The organism is Oceanospirillum linum (assembly GCF_001995095.2).
GTDB lineage: Bacteria > Pseudomonadota > Gammaproteobacteria > Pseudomonadales > Halomonadaceae > Oceanospirillum > Oceanospirillum linum.
In genome coordinates, this window is record NZ_MTSD02000003.1 from 65187 (window position 1) to 82173 (window position 16987).

The following is a 16987-nucleotide window of genomic DNA, read 5'->3' on the forward strand; positions in this document are numbered from 1 at the left end:
AGGATTCATCGCCACCAGATCATCAGATACTGGACTTAATCAATTTTCATGCTTTTTAGTCGTTAAGATTTCTGCAAAGCAGCCGATAGATTAAATCTACTAAAATTGCGCGATTTCTGACTACAATCAGTAGGATAAGACTTCACTTTAAGCGTAATATTTTTACCAGAGCCCATTAATAATGATTCTGACCGAATATAAATTTCGTCCTGAAAGTGACTCACGAGCAGAAGAAAGTTGCGCCGATGTCGCTAACAAGCTGAAAACCGCCTTTGCTGAAAGCACTGATATGATTGTGATTAACAATCTTCAGATTGAAGTATATGACCGGCAGATTACCGTCGACCATGCAGTGCTTCATACATATGGCATGACATTGATCAGTAGCCGTACCCTCTATGGCAAGATTGAAGTGAACTATCGCGGCGAGTGGTCACGCAGTGTTAAAGGCCGTGATATTCCAATGGAAAATCCCATTGACCTCTACAAGCACGCCAGCAAAGCTCTTCGGGATGATTTGGTAAAAAATGTTGAAACCATTATGAGCAAACATAATGGCGTTCAGAAAACCTTTGATGGTATGCCCATTGAGTTGATGTTTATTCAGGCTCCCAAGAGTGGATTGCAGGGTAATGGCATTAACTCATCTGCTATCCTGTTCTCTGAGCAACTGACACAAACAATTACCCGGCACTTTAATTCCTATAAAAAGCGGGTGTATCAACAGTTTGGTGGCATGGATGTTTTTCGCTTTTTCTCTTCAGATATGTTTGCCTGCGCAGATTATCTTGTTGGTAACGAGATTGATAGAGAGAGCTACCCTGTAGCCCAGCCAGACCAGACCGCATCCGGAGCAAGCTCGGGCAGTGGGCAGTCGGGAAAACGAGTAATTGTACGTACAAAGCAGATAGGCGGCGGCCCCGGGGTTATAAAAGCCAGCAGCATCAAACCCAGCCGCAAAAAACCGGAGCAAATGGTCAACGAGTCGGATTAAAATCACTTGACTGTTTTATCCTTGCAAGGCCTGGCCTGTAAGCGACAAAAAAAGGGCTGATCAGATCTGATCAGCCCTTTTTCATAAGAATTGTCACACTGGGAAAGCCCCCCATAAAGTGAAGCTTTTTATGGTGTATTCCCTGTAAAACAGATCACTAGCGTAACTTAAACTGATCAACCATCTTCTCAAGATCAACGGCCAACTTCAGCAGGCTATCACTAACAGCGACACCTTCATTAGCCTCTGCAGAGGTCTGCTCCGCAATGGCACTAATCTCTTTCACGTTACGATTAACCTCTGCAGAAGCAATTTCCTGTTGTTGAGCGGAAAGCGTCATCTGACTGTTCAGAGCGTTAATTCCAGTCACGGCCTCGGCGATTTCCTGTAGAGAAGACGCTACTTTTTCGACCTCACTAACACTGTTGTGGGTACTCTCCTGGGCGCTCTGCATCACCTCAATAGCTTCTGTCACTTCTTTCTGTAACTGTTCGATGGTCTGATGAACCTCCTGAGTAGACTCATGGGTTCGGGTCGCCAGTGAGCGTACCTCATCAGCCACAACAGCAAAACCACGACCGGCTTCACCGGCCCGGGCAGCCTCAATAGCAGCATTCAGAGCCAATAAGTTAGTTTGCTCTGCAATTGAGGTGATAACATCCAGGACAGTCCCCACCTCATTACTGTAATTGCCCACCTTACTGATAACACCTGCAGCCTGCTCTATCTCTCCGGTCAGGCGGCTAATAGCTGAAATAGCCGTCCCTGTAAGGGAGGCACCCAATCTGGCTTGCTCATCAGCACTGGAGGACGCACCGGAGGCACTTTCTGCGTACGACTTTACCTCATGGGCATTATTCTCAACCTGCTGCATGGCTGAAACAACCGTTTCTGTACCCGCCTGCTGATCCCGTACTGCAGAGACGGTGCTCTCAGAGACTTTTGATATACGTTCTGCGGCCTCTTTCAACTGATGGGTTGTTCCGGAAACCTGCTGCATACTTCCCCGGAACCGGGTCAGCATATTGTTAAAAGCGGTCGCCAGGGCACCTATCTCATCATTACTCTGGACATTACTGACTTCTACGGCAAGATCTGACTGGCGCTCAACCTGCTGCATTACACTTCGCACCCGGTTCAGAGGCGTTACAATAAGACGTCGTAGCAGGTAGATAATGACCAGAAAACCGACAAAGAAGAGCGCAACTTGTGTAAGCCCAAGACGCCACAAATTAGCGCTGATATGGCTATCCAGGGTCGCCAGTGAGTAACTGACACGCACGGCCCCCAAAACAGTCCCTTCTTCTACAATGTGGCAGGCAAGGCAGTTCGTACCCCGATAATCCTTACTGGCCCGAACAGGGTTCAGGACGGTAAGAACTCTTCCCGTTTCAGTTTCACTGATATGCGTTATTTTTTCACCGGAAAGAGCACGGCGATCCAGTTCATCCGATGCTTTTTCCTCGGGGCGCCCAGGGCCAAAAAACTTATTGATATCCGGGCCCCGAATAATACGGGCATCCACAACATCCGGCTGACTCATCACTTTTTTGCGTAAAATATCCCGATTTTCCAGAGTACCAGTTATCATCATGATATTAACCGCGTCAAAATAAGAGTCAGCAGTATCCTGAGTATGCTGCCAAATAACCTCTTCAACCATCTCCCGCTCATTGCGGACGCTGAAAATCATGGATACAACAAGTACCAAAACAAAGACCAAAAGCAAGGCTACAGTGATTTTGGTTTGAATGGAGGTTCCTGGGGAAGTCTGACTCATTATACTCTCCGCCTTTCCAGCGCTATTTTTTAATTCTGGCTCGTTTTGTGATTATCATGCTTGGCTTAACTTTAACGGTAAAGTTAAGCTATAGAAGTAACCAACCATATATTTTTTGTTAATTCTTTTATGGCTGCTCAGTGTTAACACAACATGCCATGACTTACTCCGTTTGTACATCATCTAACCTACGGCTTTCACAGGAAAATGTCAGTGTCTGAAATCAAAACATCGCCATCCAAATATGATCAGGTTATTGCATTCCAGGGTCACCTTGGCGCGTACTCGCATCTTGCCTGCCGTAATGCACGCCCTCATCTCTCACCCGTGCCCTGTGCAACCTTTACCGAAGCGATGCAAAAAGTAGAAAGAAAAGAAGCGGGTCTCGCTATGATTCCAATCGAAAACTCGACTGCCGGGCGTGTAGAGGAGATCTATCGGCAGCTGCCAAAAACACAGCTCTCAATTGTTGGTGAGCACTTTGAGGGTATCAGCCACTGCCTGATCGCGCTTAAGGGCAGCAGCCTGAGTCAGATAAAGACCGTCTGCTCCCACCCTCAGGCCTTAGCTCAGTGTGATAGCAATATTATGCAACTGGGGCTGGAAACCGATGTGAAATCTGATACCGCAGGGGCGGCCCATGAAATTATGCAGCTACAGGATCAAAGCCGTGCCGCTATCGCATCTTCTCTGGCAGCAGAACTTTACGATATGGATATTCTGAGGGAAAACTTCCAGGATCATGATGGCAACACAACCCGTTTTATTATCTTGTCGCGGGAAGCAGACATGCCGGAGTATCGTTCTGGTCAAAAATATCTGACGTCATTGATGTTCAGAGTGCGCAACCTGCCTGCAGCTCTTTATAAGGCAATGGGCGGGTTTGCCACCAATGGCATCAATATGGTGAAACTTGAAAGTTATATGGACACGGGTAGCTTTCAGGCAACGTCTTTTTATATGGATGTTGAGGCACACCAATGCGAACAGGGAATGATCAATGCCCTTGAGGAACTCTCTTTTTTTGCAGAGGATATCCGTATTCTGGGAACCTATATCCCCAGCCCATGGCGACAATCCAAGGGAGCTATTTCTTAACCCAGTCAGGCAACATTGAGCAGAAAGAAAATACCTGGTACGACAAAAACAAAGCAGCGGGAGCAATGCTCCCGCCAGTATCAGCAGCAGAAAAATTACTGGTTATACGTCGCCGGGTCGATCCAGACCCCAAGAGAGTTGCGGTCAATCCAGTTACCCTGCTTATTCTCTTTGTAGCGAAACACAACAATATCACCCTCACTCACAGAGAGTTCGGGGTCTTCAGTCTGGTAAGAGTATGTAATACCATCCACAATCAGAGCGTGGCGATACAGCTCAGGCATTCCCAGCCATTCCTGAAACGGTCCTTCCGTAACAACAGATTCCAGTTTTCCCTTTCCTTGAAGCTTAGGTGCGCGTTGTCGGCGTGCACCGGGACGGAAGTTACCAGCCATGAATGCTCCTTTTATGTTGAGCCAAATATTTTAAACAAAGTTGCCTGAGCAGAGAAACGTAAAATCTAATCTGTTCACCCAAACGAAAGGCGATGGATTATAGGGCTTATTTCGCAAGAGACAAGTTACAAAACAACAAAATGCCATAAGTCGAAATACAATCCGTCAAAGGTTCTTACTTTTTTAGCTGGTGGTTCAAAAAGCAATCAGTAAACTAACTCTTTTCCCAAACAAGGAATCTGACTCTATGGAAATGCTTCGCGAACTGCTTCTGGCTATGGCTGACTGGATCCGCCCTCACAGCGATAATATTGCACTTGCACTTATTGCTACTTTATTAGTTATTTATGGCGATGAGATAAACCGTATCGTCAAGCAACAACTCCGCCCCTATCCATACATCATCCGGCTGATCGGTTTTGTTGTGTTATGTGCGTTTGGTTACGGTGCTCTCACGGTATATGCAACACCCGTATTGGAAGACATCATTAATCGTATACCAGGTCTTTACCTGGCACCTGCCATCATGCTTCTCTTCCTACTGGTTGGTTTACTGGCTGAAAGGCGCCGTCAGATCTGACCAGTAGCGCCTCAGAAACAGAGAATACGACAGACTTCAACCGTCAGGTATACCCATGATATTTCACCGGAAAAGACACCAGGTCAACCTACAGCATGGATAAACATCATTGTATTTTCCGTAAAAGCTATTCTGCCGCAGGCATCCGGCAAACCCCCGGAGAGCTGGCGGCATTCTCTGATCAGGAAAGGCAGAATTTTGCACTTTTCTGGCTTGCTGATCAGGCTGAAGACAGTCTGATGCTAGGTTATTTTACGTCGGAAGCAATATTAGAAGAGCATGCGAAACGCTTTATACTAAAGCCTTTGACCACACCAGCTATCGCTTTGGGCCAGGCTGAAGCTCAGCAGCTCAGAAGGCTGGATACGCCACCTGTGCTCCCACCCCTCCATGGAGTATTTGGCACAGCGTTTAGCGGCTACCTGCTAAAGCCAGACAGTGAAGAAGCATCAGACAAACTGATGCTTTTCTATACAGCGGATTATCGCTCAGAATTACTGGGGGTGTTTGATGCTGCCGAGGCAACTCAAGTGTTGACTGAACACTATGATCGCCGCCGACAACAGTGCATGCTCTGCTGAGGGGGGAACGGTCTATTCGTCACCGCCCATGGCTTCAACGTACTGAGCATAATGTTCGGGAGCCAGATCTTCAAAACGGGTAAATTGCCCCCGGAAAGCGAGTTTAACACTACCGATAGGGCCGTTACGCTGCTTACCAATAATAACTTCTGCAATGCCCTTATTCGCTTCATCCTCTTTGTTGTACACCTCATCACGATAGATAAAGGCGATAACGTCAGCATCCTGCTCGATCGCACCGGATTCACGCAGATCTGACATCACAGGTCGTTTATTCGGACGCTGCTCCAGACTCCGGTTCAACTGAGAAAGTGCGATTACAGGGCAATTAAACTCTTTTGCGAGTGCTTTAAGAGAGCGGGAAATCTCTGAGATCTCTCCGGTGCGGTTATCCGCTAAACCCGGAACACGCATCAGCTGAAGATAATCGATCATCACCAGCCCTATATCGCCATTCTCCCGATGCAGACGGCGTACACGGGAGCGCATCTCACTGGGGCTTAAACCCGCTGTATCGTCAATAAAGAGTTTTTTCTTTTCCAGCAAGTTAACTGCAGACATAAGCCGCGGCCAATCATCATCATCCAGCTTACCGGTACGCACCTTAGTCTGGTCGATACGTCCCAGGGAAGATAGCATACGCAGCATCAGAGAATCACTGGGCATCTCCATACTGAACACCACCACCGGTTTCTCTTGGGTCAGGGCCACATTCTCGACAATATTCATGGCAAAGGTGGTTTTACCCATCGATGGACGCCCGGCAACAATAACCAAATCGGAGGGCTGCAGGCCGGATGTCATACCATCAAGATCCGTGAAGCCTGTGGCAATACCGGTCATAGAAGAATCCAGGCGATAAAGCTCATCAATACGGTCGACTGTTTTCTGCAGAATAGAAACCACACCTTCCGGCCCCCCCACCTTAGGCCTGTTTTCAGCGATGGAGAACACCAGCTGTTCAGCCTCATTCAGCAGCTCATCAGATGTCCGCCCTTCAGTATCGTAGGCGCTTTCAGCAATCTTATTAGCGGCATGAATCATCTGGCGCAGCGTCGAACGCTCCTGAACAATTGAAGCGTAAGCGGCAATATTGCTGGCAGATGGTGTATTGCGAGCCACTTCAGCCAGATATGCTAACCCGCCGACCTGGTCCAGCTCTTTACGATCATCAAGCAGCTCAGAAATAGTAATCACATCAAACGGCTGAGCGCGTTCAGCAAGCTCCATCATCGCGTTAAAGATCAGCTTATGGTCCCGGCGATAAAAGTCATGGGCACTGATACGTTCAGCTACAGCATCCCAGGCTTCGTTATCCAGCAGCAGACCACCCAACACCGATCGTTCCGCCTCCAGTGAATAAGGAGGGATTTTGAGAGCTTCGGTTTGCTTATCGGTATCAGTTCGTTCGGACATAAACCTGAGATTCTCCTGGGTAAAGATGAAGTGGTGACTAAGTGTATCTGAAAATTGATGCCCGTAAAGATGACAAAAAAGAGGAAGGGACAACACCGGAAAAGGCTTTCGTTAATTTTCCAGGCGCTTAACGATATACCAAAAAAAAGGAATAAAAAAAGGCACCCGGGAAAACCCAAAGTGCCTTTCAGAGCTGATCAGCAGATCTTATTCTTCAGATGTCACGATAACGCGAACTGAAGTCATAACATCGCTATGCAGCTGGATTGCAACGTCGAATTCACCAACGGTGCGAATCGGACCTTCCGGCAGACGAACTTCGCTTTTCGCTACATCGATGCCAGCAGAGCTAATTGCTTCTGCCAGATCACGTGTACCGATAGAACCGAACAGCTTACCTTCGTCACCAGCTTTAGCACCGATAGACAGTTCAATCTCACCCAGAGCAGCAGCACGAGCTTCTGCTTCAGCTTTGATCTCTGCAGCCTGAGCTTCAAGCTCAGCACGGCGGGTTTCGAACTCAGCAATGTTTGCTTCTGTTGCTACAACAGCTTTGCCGTATGGCAACAGGAAGTTGCGGCCATAACCAGGCTTAACGGTTACTTTGTCGCCTAAGCCACCCAGTTTGCCTACTTTCTCGAGCAGAATAACTTCCATCTCGTTAACCTCTTTCTATTTTATGGCGCTTCATCATCTGAAGGCTTCATCAGCCTTTTACGGAAATTCAGACTACTATCAAGCAGCGCCACAAAAATCATCAATACGTACAGTGAGTGTCCGGCAAAAAACAGCACAAAATAGAAGGCTGTCAGCCAAAACGAACTCAGTTGTTTGATCGTTACAACAGCATGTACTAAAGCGATACAGGCAAAAACCAACGGCAGTGTCAGTGAGGGAATCCACTTGATCGCCTCGGGGGTAATACCCGCACCGAAAACAACCATGCCACCCAAAATAAGACCTGCCCAGACCGGAAGACGCAGCTGATGAAATTCTTTCTGGAAACCACCCGGATTATACAGGGCAGCTTGCCAGAAACGGGCCAGCATAAGGCTCCCCGTCATCATCAGCGCATGCACCGCAGAGATAACACCGGAGAAAAGCCCGACCAGAAACTGATCAAGCTCAACACCAGGACTCTCCGCCAGCTCAGCTTCACTCAGAATCATTTCCCGACTTGCCTGGGCAAGATCAAGCATTAATTCCGGCGGTAACCACTGAACTGTACTCGCGGTAACAGCTCCGATACCAGCGCCCACCAATAGCGTTTGCGACCAGCTGACGCTGTGCCTGAGTACCAGTGCCATAATATAGGCACCGATTATTACAAACGCAGGGGTTAGGTCGCCCTGAGCAAACCAAAAGAGAGCAGGCAGCGAGCCCCAGAGCATCACCTGACTGCCATCTTTGCCACCCTTTCTCAGAGTGACCACACTGACAACAGCGGCAGCAATCCAGAATAAAAATGGAATAGCTGCACTTAACGCTGTTGCTATAATCGCGTTAGTCCGCGATTTTAGTGCATATTGTGCGATAGAACGCATGCACCTGCCTTATATCGTTTTAAATCTTACTGGTGGCCGTCGGTGTACGGCAGCAGAGCCAGGTAGCGGGCGCGCTTAATAGCGGTAGCCAGCTGACGCTGATAACGTGCTTTAGTACCCGTGATACGGCTTGGAACGATCTTGCCAGTTTCAGTGATGTAGCTTTTCAGAGTTTCGATGTCTTTATAATCGATCTGATCTACACCTTCAGCGGTGAAACGGCAGAACTTACGACGACGGAAAAAACGTGCCATGGAATATACTCCCAATAAGTCTGTTAAAAATTACTCTTCAGAGTCAGCAGCCGGAGCTACTTCTTCTTTAGATTCAGCCTGGGCTTCCGGAGCACGCTCTGGTTTACGATCGTCACGACGATCTTCACGAGAGGCTTCTGCTTTTACCGGAGATGCTTCAGTTACAGCATTTTTGGTACGAACAACCAGATTACGGATGATCGCATCGTTGTAACGGAAGATCTCAGTCAGCTCATCAACAACCTCACTGGTTGTCTCTACGTTCATCAGAACATAGTGAGCTTTGTGAATCTTGTTAATTGGGTATGCCAGATGACGACGACCCCAATCTTCCATACGATGAACCGAACCACCATTGTCCTGTACCAGGCTGGTGTAACGCTCGATCATTGCTGGAACCTGTTCGCTCTGGTCCGGATGAACCATGAACACAACTTCGTAATGACGCATTATAGCTCCTTACGGTTTTACAGCTTCTCAAAGGGTTTGTTCCCCAGAAAAGCAAGGAGTGGAAAGAAACGTTGTTTAAAAACAACCGCGAGATCTTACAGACCCAGAAAATAAGACGCAAGAGAAATCATCCTGCAAAAGAATATTTCCTGAATAAAGTATATGCGCAGACCGTGTCTAAGCGGTCTGCGAGCGCTGGCGGACGGCTTCGTACAAGCAAACACCGCTGGCTACAGAAACATTCAGACTGCTGACTTCACCGGCCATCGGCAGATTGACCAACAGATCGCAGTGCTCACGGGTCAAACGGCGCATCCCTTTACCTTCAGCTCCCATCACCAACGCAGTCGGGCCGGTCAGATCCGTTTCATATAACCCCTGATCCGCCTCGCCAGCCGTTCCCATGACCCAGACACCATGCTGCTTTAATTCATCCAGGCAACGGGACAGGTTTGTGACACTAACAACCGGCATCACTTCAGCCGCCCCGCAGGCTACCTTACGTACCGTGGCGTTCAGGGTTGCTGATTTATCCTTGGGAACAATAACCGCATCAGCACCTGCCGCATCAGCCGTTCGTAATACCGCCCCCAGATTGTGCGGGTCAGTTACGCCATCTAATACCAGCAGTAAAGGTGACGATCTCTCTGCCAACCGATCAAACAGCCATTGCTCACTATAGGTTTTCAGCGGTTTACAGACAGCAACAACCCCTTGATGGACCAGGCCGCCGGTCATCTCATCCAGCAGGTCTCGCTCCATTAGTTCCTGCTGAAGGCCGATTTGGGAGGCCAAACGAGCAATCTTATCCAGCTTATCATCTTCACGCCCTTTCATAAGATGAAGACTGATCACCTGTTCAGGCTGACGCTCCAGAAGGCTGGTGACAGCATGGATACCAAACACCGCTTCAACCGCTGGCTTCCTGGACGCTTTACGTCTGCCCTGCTGCTTTTTGCCACCGCTATGCTGGGGACGTTCACTTCTGTTTTGGGGGCGTTCATTTCTGTGCTGTTTCACTAACGTACCTGATTACAGTTTCTGGCAGCCCGATGCTGCGCTATCGATTTCTGCCGTCTTGCGGCCTGATACGGAAACAGGGCTCTGATTCAGAGCCCTGCCGGGAAATATTAAGACAGGCAGACAACAACAGGAAGCCGGATGCGCCCATTGCTGCTAACTGCTTGCTCTTAATCTTTTTTTACTTTTTTCTTCTTGGGTCGCTTTTTCCTGATGTCATCATTCAGGCCAGAACGTCCCTTTTCAGCTGGCTTCAGTTTTTTCTTTCTGCCACCTTTATGCTTCGGCTTGCCGGATGCATCGTCACGATCATTTTTCCGTTTCGAATCCGCTGCATCATTAGAAGCGACAACCTTTGAAAGCCGGTCTTCAGCATCCGTCATATTGCGCTTACGGGGCTTACGCTTACGTCCCACGGCATTATCAGGCTGACGGGTATCCAGTTCAAAGTCGATCTTGCGTTCATCAAGATCAACCCGGGCCACAATGACGGTCAATTCATCATTCATACCGTAAACACGGCCACTACGGTCACCGCGCAAACGCTGGGTCAGAGGGTCAAACTGATAGTAGTCCGATGGCAGGCCGGTGATATGTACCAAACCTTCAACATAGATCTCATCCAAACGAACAAAGAGCCCAAAACCGGTAACACCTGTCACTTTACCCGTAAAGCTTTCCCCTACGTGACTGGCCGTGTATTCACACTTCAGCCAGGCAAGAACATCATAGGTGGCATCATCTGCACGCCGCTCTGTCATAGAGCAGTGTTCGCCAAGCTCGACCATCTGAGCTTCATTGTATGGCAACCATTTATCCCTGGGTTCTGTCGGCGTTGTCTCACAACGCTGCAGATGACTACCGGTCAGGTCACTGCGAATCAGAGCCCGAATCGCGCGATGCAGTAGCAGATCCGGGTAACGGCGAATCGGCGAAGCAAAGTGTGTATAGGCTTTGTAGTTCAGGCCGAAATGGCCTTCATTCTCCGGTGTGTAAACCGCCTGCGACAACGACTGTAGCAGCATCGTTTGAATGTTACCGGCATCAGGACGGTCACCGATCGCCTGAAGCACTTCCTGATAATCTTCCGGTGTTGGCTTTAAGCCACCGCCCAGTTCAAAGCCCAGTTCACCCAGAAAAGACTTCAGTTTTTCAAGCCGTTGCTCTTTAGGGCCTTTGTGGACACGGAACAGCCCCGGTATTTTGTACTTCTCCAGCAAACGGGCAGAAGCGACGTTTGCGCAGAGCATGCACTCTTCGATCAGTTTATGGGCTTCATTACGCACCACGGGAACAATACGCTCGATTTTACGGTGCTCATCAAAGATGATGCGGGTTTCCACCGTTTCAAAATCAATTGCACCACGCTCACTACGGGCAACACGAAGTTGTTTATACAGCCCGTACAGCGTTTCAATCGGGTGAACCAGGTCCGTATATTTCTCTTTAAAAATAGCTGCATCCGGCAGTTCTGGATCGTCCAGAAGCGCACCCACCTGGGTATATGTCAGGCGTGCCTGAGACTTGATAATAGCCTCACAGAAACGGTAGCGACTGATCTCTCCTTTAGCACTGATACTCATCTCGCAAACCATCACAAGACGGTCTACGTGGGGGTTCAATGAGCAGAGGCCATTGGATAACAGCTCCGGCAGCATAGGAATCACCTGTCCGGGGAAGTAAACGGAGTTCCCTCGGCGGTGCGCTTCCTGATCCAGTGGCGTATTAACGCCGACATAGTGTGAAACATCAGCAATAGCAACAAAGAGCTTCCAGTTGCCGCTGCGCTTCTTCTCACAATAAACCGCATCATCAAAGTCTTTCGCATCTTCACCGTCAATGGTGACAAACGGCAGGTGGCGAAGATCAACGCGATCACGTTTATCCGCTTCCTGAACCTGGTCAGACATATTGCGGATCTGGTCCAATACGTCTTCAGGGAATTCATTTGGCAGATTATGCTTGCGAATGGCGATATCAATCTCCATTCCCGGAGCCATCTCATCGCCCAATACTTCCTTAATGCGGCCCTGGACATGGGCACGACGGGCCGGTTGCTGGGTTACTTCAGCACATACCACCTGACCATCTTCAGCCCCGGCTTCCTGTCCCGGCGGAATCAGTACATCGTGATGCAGCTTAGGGTTGTCAGGACGGACATAGCCAATACCGTTGTGTTCAACAATGTAGCGGCCGACAATTTCGTGTGTATTATGCTGCAGAACTTCAACAACAGCGCCTTCTTTGCGATTACGGCGATCAACACCAACCACACGCGCCAAGGCCAGATCCCCGTGGTACACGGTCTTCATCTGAAAATTGGACAGAAAAAGATCTTCCCCGCCATCATCCGGCACCATAAAACCAAAGCCATCAGCATGGGCTTCGATTCGCCCTTTGACGAGCTGCATCTTTGAAATCAGGCCATAAGCACCTTTACGGTTACTTAACAGCTGACCATCACGCTCCATCGCCTTCAACCGGCGACGCAGTGCTTCAATATCATTTTCACTGGTCAGTCCCATGCGCTCACAAAGCTGCATATGCGTCAGGGGACGCCCGTAGTTTTCAAGCCATTGCATAATAAACTCTCGGCTCGGCACCGGATTATCATACTTATTAGCTTCACGATCGGCCTGAGGATCCTGCTTCACTGACCAGCGTGTCATATCATTTGCCTTTTTTATCAATCTATATCTTCTTTAATTTATCATTTGTTTTTTAACTACCCCACCAAAGTACCACTGATTATAAGACTTGGCGAAGAAATTTGCTTTTTATACTGTTTTTTCTGCAAAAAAGTATTGCAAGAGAGAAAATCCTCCTTATAATACGCCCCCAGTTGTCCAGCCCAGGTGGTGGAATTGGTAGACACGCTAGCTTCAGGTGCTAGTGGCCGTATGGCCGTGGAGGTTCAAGTCCTCTTCTGGGCACCAACTCTTAATCTTAGGCAGATTAAGCGGTTGATGTGACAACTAGGTTGTAATAAGCAACTTTTTGTTTTGCCTGTGCATTGCGCCCAGGTGGTGGAATTGGTAGACACGCTAGCTTCAGGTGCTAGTGGCCGTATGGCCGTGGAGGTTCAAGTCCTCTTCTGGGCACCATTCCCAATGCAAGCAAAACAAAGACAAGCCTAAAAGAAAATAAATCCCGCGATGGGATTTTTTTCGTTTCTAACACCTGTATTTCCTATCCCGAACAGCTCTACGCCATACAGCCAACCGCAAACCTTTCCAGAGCCCCCTTAACAACAACAGACTCAGAACAAGGCATTCCGGCACTCAACCGTTCAGCCTTAATTTATTTGTCTGAAGTCCGACAGGGCAACTCACTGCCGGCCAGTAACTAAATTGTGAACCAACTAATACCGTGAAGGCTTCCGGGCAACATCATTCAAACGCCAGAGGGAGCTATCTTTCATCGCCTCCAGCTTCACTTCCTGGCTGTCCGGCAACGCATTGAAGAAATTAAGCCCAGTCACTTCCTCTACCTGATCGACACTGACGACAAACTTTGTCAATGGCTCACTACCCCGAACATTTTGCGGCATCAGGAAGGCCAGCATACTTTCTGCTTCACCCTTGCGATTCAGGCCAACAAAAATTTTGTAAAATGCATCCGGCACCTCAACCCAGCTATCCAGGCGCTCTGTTTCCTGATCAAAGACAGGCCCGGTTATAACCGCAATCCGGGCAAACTGGCCTGTAAAATGGTCAACAGCGGCCTCTTCAAGGCGCTGCCAGACTTTACGATTAAGATTCGGCTTCTGCGGCACAATATTGGTCATCAGAAACGTTTCTGTCTGAGCCTGTTTACCATACAAGCGCGAGATCGCATAATTCGGAGCCAAGTGCCCTCTATCATACCCTGAGCGGGTATAATCCCGATGACTGACCCGCCAGACCGTGCGCCAGTCCTCACTAAATTGCCCCGGTCGCTTATAGCTCTGGCGCTTCTGCTCCGCCGTAAGCTCCTGCAGCCAATAGGTTGCCCAGAGCGGATTCATGCGAAGGTCGGAATAACCCACCATAAAGCCGTCATTTCTTAACACCCGATACCAGTGACGCCAACCGGACTCCATCCGCTCCGGCATGCCTCCATAAATAAAACTATTACGACTGTTTTGTTCAAGGAAATACCAGGCGGTACTTCCCAAAAGTGCCAGTACCAATGCAAAAACGACAGGTATAGAGCGCACACTTATTCCTTTTTTAAAATACCGATTGAATCAGAAACGCCAAACCTGATTATTGGGAATCTAAGTTTGGCGTCAGTTTAAATAACAATTTTTTCGGGTCAGGCTATAACCAGAAAGATCTCAACGTTCAGGACGCCTGATTTTCTGCGTTATCATAGCTCATACGGATCAAGTCCAGCTTCTGCCCCGGCTTAGCAATATCCGGGAAGTATCCCAGACGGTTGCCAACTTCATGCTGCAAAGCATCCTGAGCCCCGGGCTCACCATGAACAAGAACAACCTTCGGCTGCTTTTTAAAATGTTTCAGCCAGTTGATAAGACCATCCTGATCAGCATGGGCTGAAAATCCTCCTACCGTATAAACACTGGCCCCAACAGAAATGGTCTCACCCCACAGTTTGACCGTTTCAGCTCCTTCCACTAATTGACGACCCAGCGTGCCTTTGGCCTGAAACCCAACCATAAGCACCTTGGTGTTACGCTTCCAAAGCTGGCATTTAAAATGATGCCGGATTCGACCACCTTCACACATTCCGCTGCCGGCAATAATAATGGCACCAGAGGCGATACGGTTGAGCGCCATGGATTCTTCAGGCGTCTTTGTTAACCGAAGATTAGTAAGGCTATCCAGTGACTCATGATTTAAAACCCTCTGCTTGGCCTCTTTATTATATAGCTCACAGTGATTCAGGTAGACCTCTGTTGCTTCAATAGCCATGGGGCTATCCAAAAAAATCTGCCAACGCCCCATATTCCAGGCATCAAAATTTTCACTAAACAGATATAGCAACTCCTGAGTGCGACCAACCGCAAAAGAGGGGATCAGGATATTTCCTTTGGAGTTTGCCGCATCATTTAAAATCTCCCCCATCTCATCCATGCTCTCCTGCCAGGGGCGATGGCATCGGCCGCCATAGGTGCTTTCCATCAGAACAACGTCAGCCTGATGAATCGGTGTCGGATCTCTGAGTATTGGCGCATCACTATGCCCCAAATCCCCCGTGAATACGACCTTACGGCGATGCTTGCCGTCCTCCAGCCAAAGCTCAACAATTGAAGAACCAATAATGTGACCAGCATCTTTAAAACGGATGCGAATACCTGGCAAAATTTCATCTTCAACGTCATAAGCCATCGGCTGAAAGTGTTTTAATGCTTTCTCCGCATCATCAGCGGTATACAAAGGTTCAACAGGAGGCAAATGTTTCCGGGCCCGCTTCCGGTTCAGGGTTTTAGTGTCATGATCATAAATATTGGCCGCATCCCGAAACATAATGCCACACATCTCACGACATACTTTTTGTGTATACACCGGGCCCTTAAAGCCTCGCTTAACAAGCAAGGGAATACGCCCGCAATGATCAAGGTGTGAATGACTGAGCACCACAGCATCAATCTGCTTAGGGTCGAAAGAAAAAGGTTCCGCATTACGCTGCTCACCGTACTTTCCACCCTGTATCAAACCACAATCCAAAAGCACCCGATAATGCCCAACCTGAACCAGGTGGCAAGAACCTGTCACTTCTTGTGCTGCTCCATGAAATTCGATATGCATAACAACTCCTTGTACCCAGCCAGGCTGCACTAAGCCAAAAAAACGAACTGCCGGTCAACCTAAAAAGCCAGATATAAAATGACTTCTGATGAGCGTTTTGACATAACTAAACATAATTGACAGTTAGCAACCGTTTAACATCAAAAAGCACCAATTACAGCTAGATTACCGCGTTTATAAGGGGTACAGTCAATATAATTAATCAGCAACTGGCAACCGTTTGCAGCCCAAAATGTCACTTATTAAATACGTCTTTAGTATCTCACTGTTTCTTACGTTGTCTCTCTGGCAGCAGTATGGACTTGCCGCAGAAAACCCGGAAGGGTCAGATGATGCGCTTCAGCATTTTCGGTTATTGCTGGGTGAGCAATTAAGCCCCGACCGTGCAACTATTGAACGTGTTTTCAACCCTATTGGAGAGGGCCAGTCATTGCTGATCCGGGCTTATGTTTCAGGTCCACAGGAGTTGGTGTACCGGCCGCTTTTCTCAGAGTCTGAAGATGGCAGCCTGATATCATCCCACCCCGACAGTTTTATTCTGCGCACACTACCGGGCACCGAACTGAAAGAGGTTCTGGTCAACTTTGAAGCAAACAAAGATCATTATGAGCTCTTCTTCGGTAATTTCCGCTATAGCGTAACTCCGGACATGAGTGATGCCAGCCATATATCCGCTCGCCGTGAAGCGGCTCAGTTTCTGACTCAAAATTTCCAGACACTTTTTATCGACCAGCCTTCAGCAGCCCTGGGTATTCGCTACCTATTTGACCAGCAAAACGAGCAGGGTACACAGGCAATTATTCAGCTTAAGAAAGAATATAAGGACAGTACAACCGGTGAATTAATGGTAACCAGTGATGGTGATATTCTGAATCATTATCGCTTTGAGATGTACGAAGCCATTAATGTTGAACCCGTCTACTTTATCGAGCAATACCACCTGGATGATACGGGTACTATTCGCTATTACATTCAACCGGATGGCCTGCAAAGCTATCATCTGGGTGAAACCGGTGAAGCACGTGCCGGAAACTGGATCTCACGCCGCCATATGCAAAAACCCCGGTTATTCGCACCATCCCAGAATCCTTAAAAAATTAACCATGTGCAACATGGAATTAG

The 16987-nt window shown here is 48.3% G+C and carries 16 protein-coding genes and 2 tRNA genes; 7 read left to right on the forward strand and 11 right to left on the reverse strand.

Going from position 1 to position 16987, the window contains the following annotated elements; translation table 11 throughout:
• Nucleotides 1–181: 181 nt before the first annotated feature.
• Nucleotides 182–994, forward strand: a complete 813-nt coding sequence (locus tag BTA35_RS08310; RefSeq protein ID WP_078319360.1) for a nuclease-related domain-containing protein — start codon at nucleotides 182–184, stop codon at nucleotides 992–994.
• A gap of 157 nt (nucleotides 995–1151) precedes the next feature.
• On the opposite strand, the gene BTA35_RS08315 is transcribed toward BTA35_RS08310, so the two are convergent.
• Entirely contained in the window at nucleotides 1152–2774 is a 1623-nt protein-coding gene (locus BTA35_RS08315) for a methyl-accepting chemotaxis protein (RefSeq protein ID WP_078319361.1), read from the reverse strand.
• Between the two features lie 207 nt (nucleotides 2775–2981).
• On the opposite strand from BTA35_RS08315, the gene BTA35_RS08320 reads away from it, so the two are divergent.
• On the forward strand, nucleotides 2982–3872 hold the full coding sequence (locus BTA35_RS08320; protein ID WP_078319362.1) for a prephenate dehydratase: 891 nt from the start codon (nucleotides 2982–2984) through the stop codon (nucleotides 3870–3872).
• 95 nt (nucleotides 3873–3967) lie between these two features.
• On the opposite strand, the gene BTA35_RS08325 is transcribed toward BTA35_RS08320, so the two are convergent.
• Nucleotides 3968–4267: a hypothetical protein gene (locus BTA35_RS08325; protein ID WP_078319363.1), complete on the reverse strand. Its 300-nt coding sequence runs from the start codon at nucleotides 4265–4267 to the stop codon at nucleotides 3968–3970.
• A 247-nt stretch (nucleotides 4268–4514) separates the two neighbouring features.
• Between BTA35_RS08325 and BTA35_RS08330 the strand changes: the two genes are divergently transcribed.
• The gene (locus BTA35_RS08330) at nucleotides 4515–4847 is read left to right on the forward strand and encodes a DUF3392 family protein (RefSeq protein ID WP_238377536.1); all 333 of its coding nucleotides are present in this window, start codon (nucleotides 4515–4517) and stop codon (nucleotides 4845–4847) included.
• A 95-nt stretch (nucleotides 4848–4942) separates the two neighbouring features.
• Nucleotides 4943–5428 carry a hypothetical protein gene (locus BTA35_RS08335; protein ID WP_078319364.1) on the forward strand — a complete coding sequence of 162 codons (486 nt, stop codon included), beginning with the start codon at nucleotides 4943–4945 and terminating at the stop codon, nucleotides 5426–5428.
• Between the two features lie 12 nt (nucleotides 5429–5440).
• Here BTA35_RS08335 and dnaB read toward each other — a convergent pair whose 3' ends face one another.
• From dnaB to rnr, 7 genes are all read right to left on the reverse strand, one after another.
• A complete protein-coding gene (gene dnaB, locus BTA35_RS08340) occupies nucleotides 5441–6844 on the reverse strand; it encodes a replicative DNA helicase (RefSeq protein ID WP_078319365.1) in 1404 nt (467 codons plus the stop codon).
• Nucleotides 6845–7051: 207 nt separating this feature from the next.
• Complete coding sequence (gene rplI, locus BTA35_RS08345) at nucleotides 7052–7501, reverse strand: 50S ribosomal protein L9 (protein ID WP_078319366.1); 450 nt, start codon at nucleotides 7499–7501, stop codon at nucleotides 7052–7054.
• A gap of 20 nt (nucleotides 7502–7521) precedes the next feature.
• Nucleotides 7522–8388: a hypothetical protein gene (locus BTA35_RS08350; RefSeq protein WP_078319367.1), complete on the reverse strand. Its 867-nt coding sequence runs from the start codon at nucleotides 8386–8388 to the stop codon at nucleotides 7522–7524.
• 26 nt (nucleotides 8389–8414) lie between these two features.
• Entirely contained in the window at nucleotides 8415–8642 is a 228-nt protein-coding gene (gene rpsR / locus BTA35_RS08355) for a 30S ribosomal protein S18 (protein ID WP_028299482.1), read from the reverse strand.
• Nucleotides 8643–8672: 30 nt separating this feature from the next.
• Complete coding sequence (rpsF, locus tag BTA35_RS08360; RefSeq protein WP_078319368.1) at nucleotides 8673–9092, reverse strand: 30S ribosomal protein S6; 420 nt, start codon at nucleotides 9090–9092, stop codon at nucleotides 8673–8675.
• A 177-nt stretch (nucleotides 9093–9269) separates the two neighbouring features.
• Nucleotides 9270–10112, reverse strand: coding sequence for a 23S rRNA (guanosine(2251)-2'-O)-methyltransferase RlmB (gene rlmB, locus BTA35_RS08365; RefSeq protein ID WP_078319369.1), 843 nt, complete (start codon nucleotides 10110–10112; stop codon nucleotides 9270–9272).
• A gap of 170 nt (nucleotides 10113–10282) precedes the next feature.
• Nucleotides 10283–12781 carry a ribonuclease R gene (rnr, locus tag BTA35_RS08370; protein WP_078319370.1) on the reverse strand — a complete coding sequence of 833 codons (2499 nt, stop codon included), beginning with the start codon at nucleotides 12779–12781 and terminating at the stop codon, nucleotides 10283–10285.
• 180 nt (nucleotides 12782–12961) lie between these two features.
• Between rnr and BTA35_RS08375 the strand changes: the two genes are divergently transcribed.
• Together BTA35_RS08375 and BTA35_RS08380 are read left to right on the forward strand one after the other, a co-directional pair.
• A tRNA-Leu gene (locus BTA35_RS08375) sits at nucleotides 12962–13048 on the forward strand.
• 81 nt (nucleotides 13049–13129) lie between these two features.
• Nucleotides 13130–13216 (forward strand) — tRNA-Leu (locus tag BTA35_RS08380).
• Between the two features lie 257 nt (nucleotides 13217–13473).
• Here the strand turns inward: BTA35_RS08380 and BTA35_RS08385 are convergent.
• Together BTA35_RS08385 and BTA35_RS08390 are read right to left on the reverse strand one after the other, a co-directional pair.
• Nucleotides 13474–14310: a DNA/RNA non-specific endonuclease gene (locus BTA35_RS08385; protein WP_238377537.1), complete on the reverse strand. Its 837-nt coding sequence runs from the start codon at nucleotides 14308–14310 to the stop codon at nucleotides 13474–13476.
• A gap of 127 nt (nucleotides 14311–14437) precedes the next feature.
• The gene (locus BTA35_RS08390; protein ID WP_078319371.1) at nucleotides 14438–15865 is read right to left on the reverse strand and encodes an MBL fold metallo-hydrolase RNA specificity domain-containing protein; all 1428 of its coding nucleotides are present in this window, start codon (nucleotides 15863–15865) and stop codon (nucleotides 14438–14440) included.
• 232 nt (nucleotides 15866–16097) lie between these two features.
• On the opposite strand from BTA35_RS08390, the gene BTA35_RS08395 reads away from it, so the two are divergent.
• Nucleotides 16098–16958: a hypothetical protein gene (locus tag BTA35_RS08395; RefSeq protein WP_078319372.1), complete on the forward strand. Its 861-nt coding sequence runs from the start codon at nucleotides 16098–16100 to the stop codon at nucleotides 16956–16958.
• The last annotated feature ends 29 nt before the right edge of the window (nucleotides 16959–16987 follow it).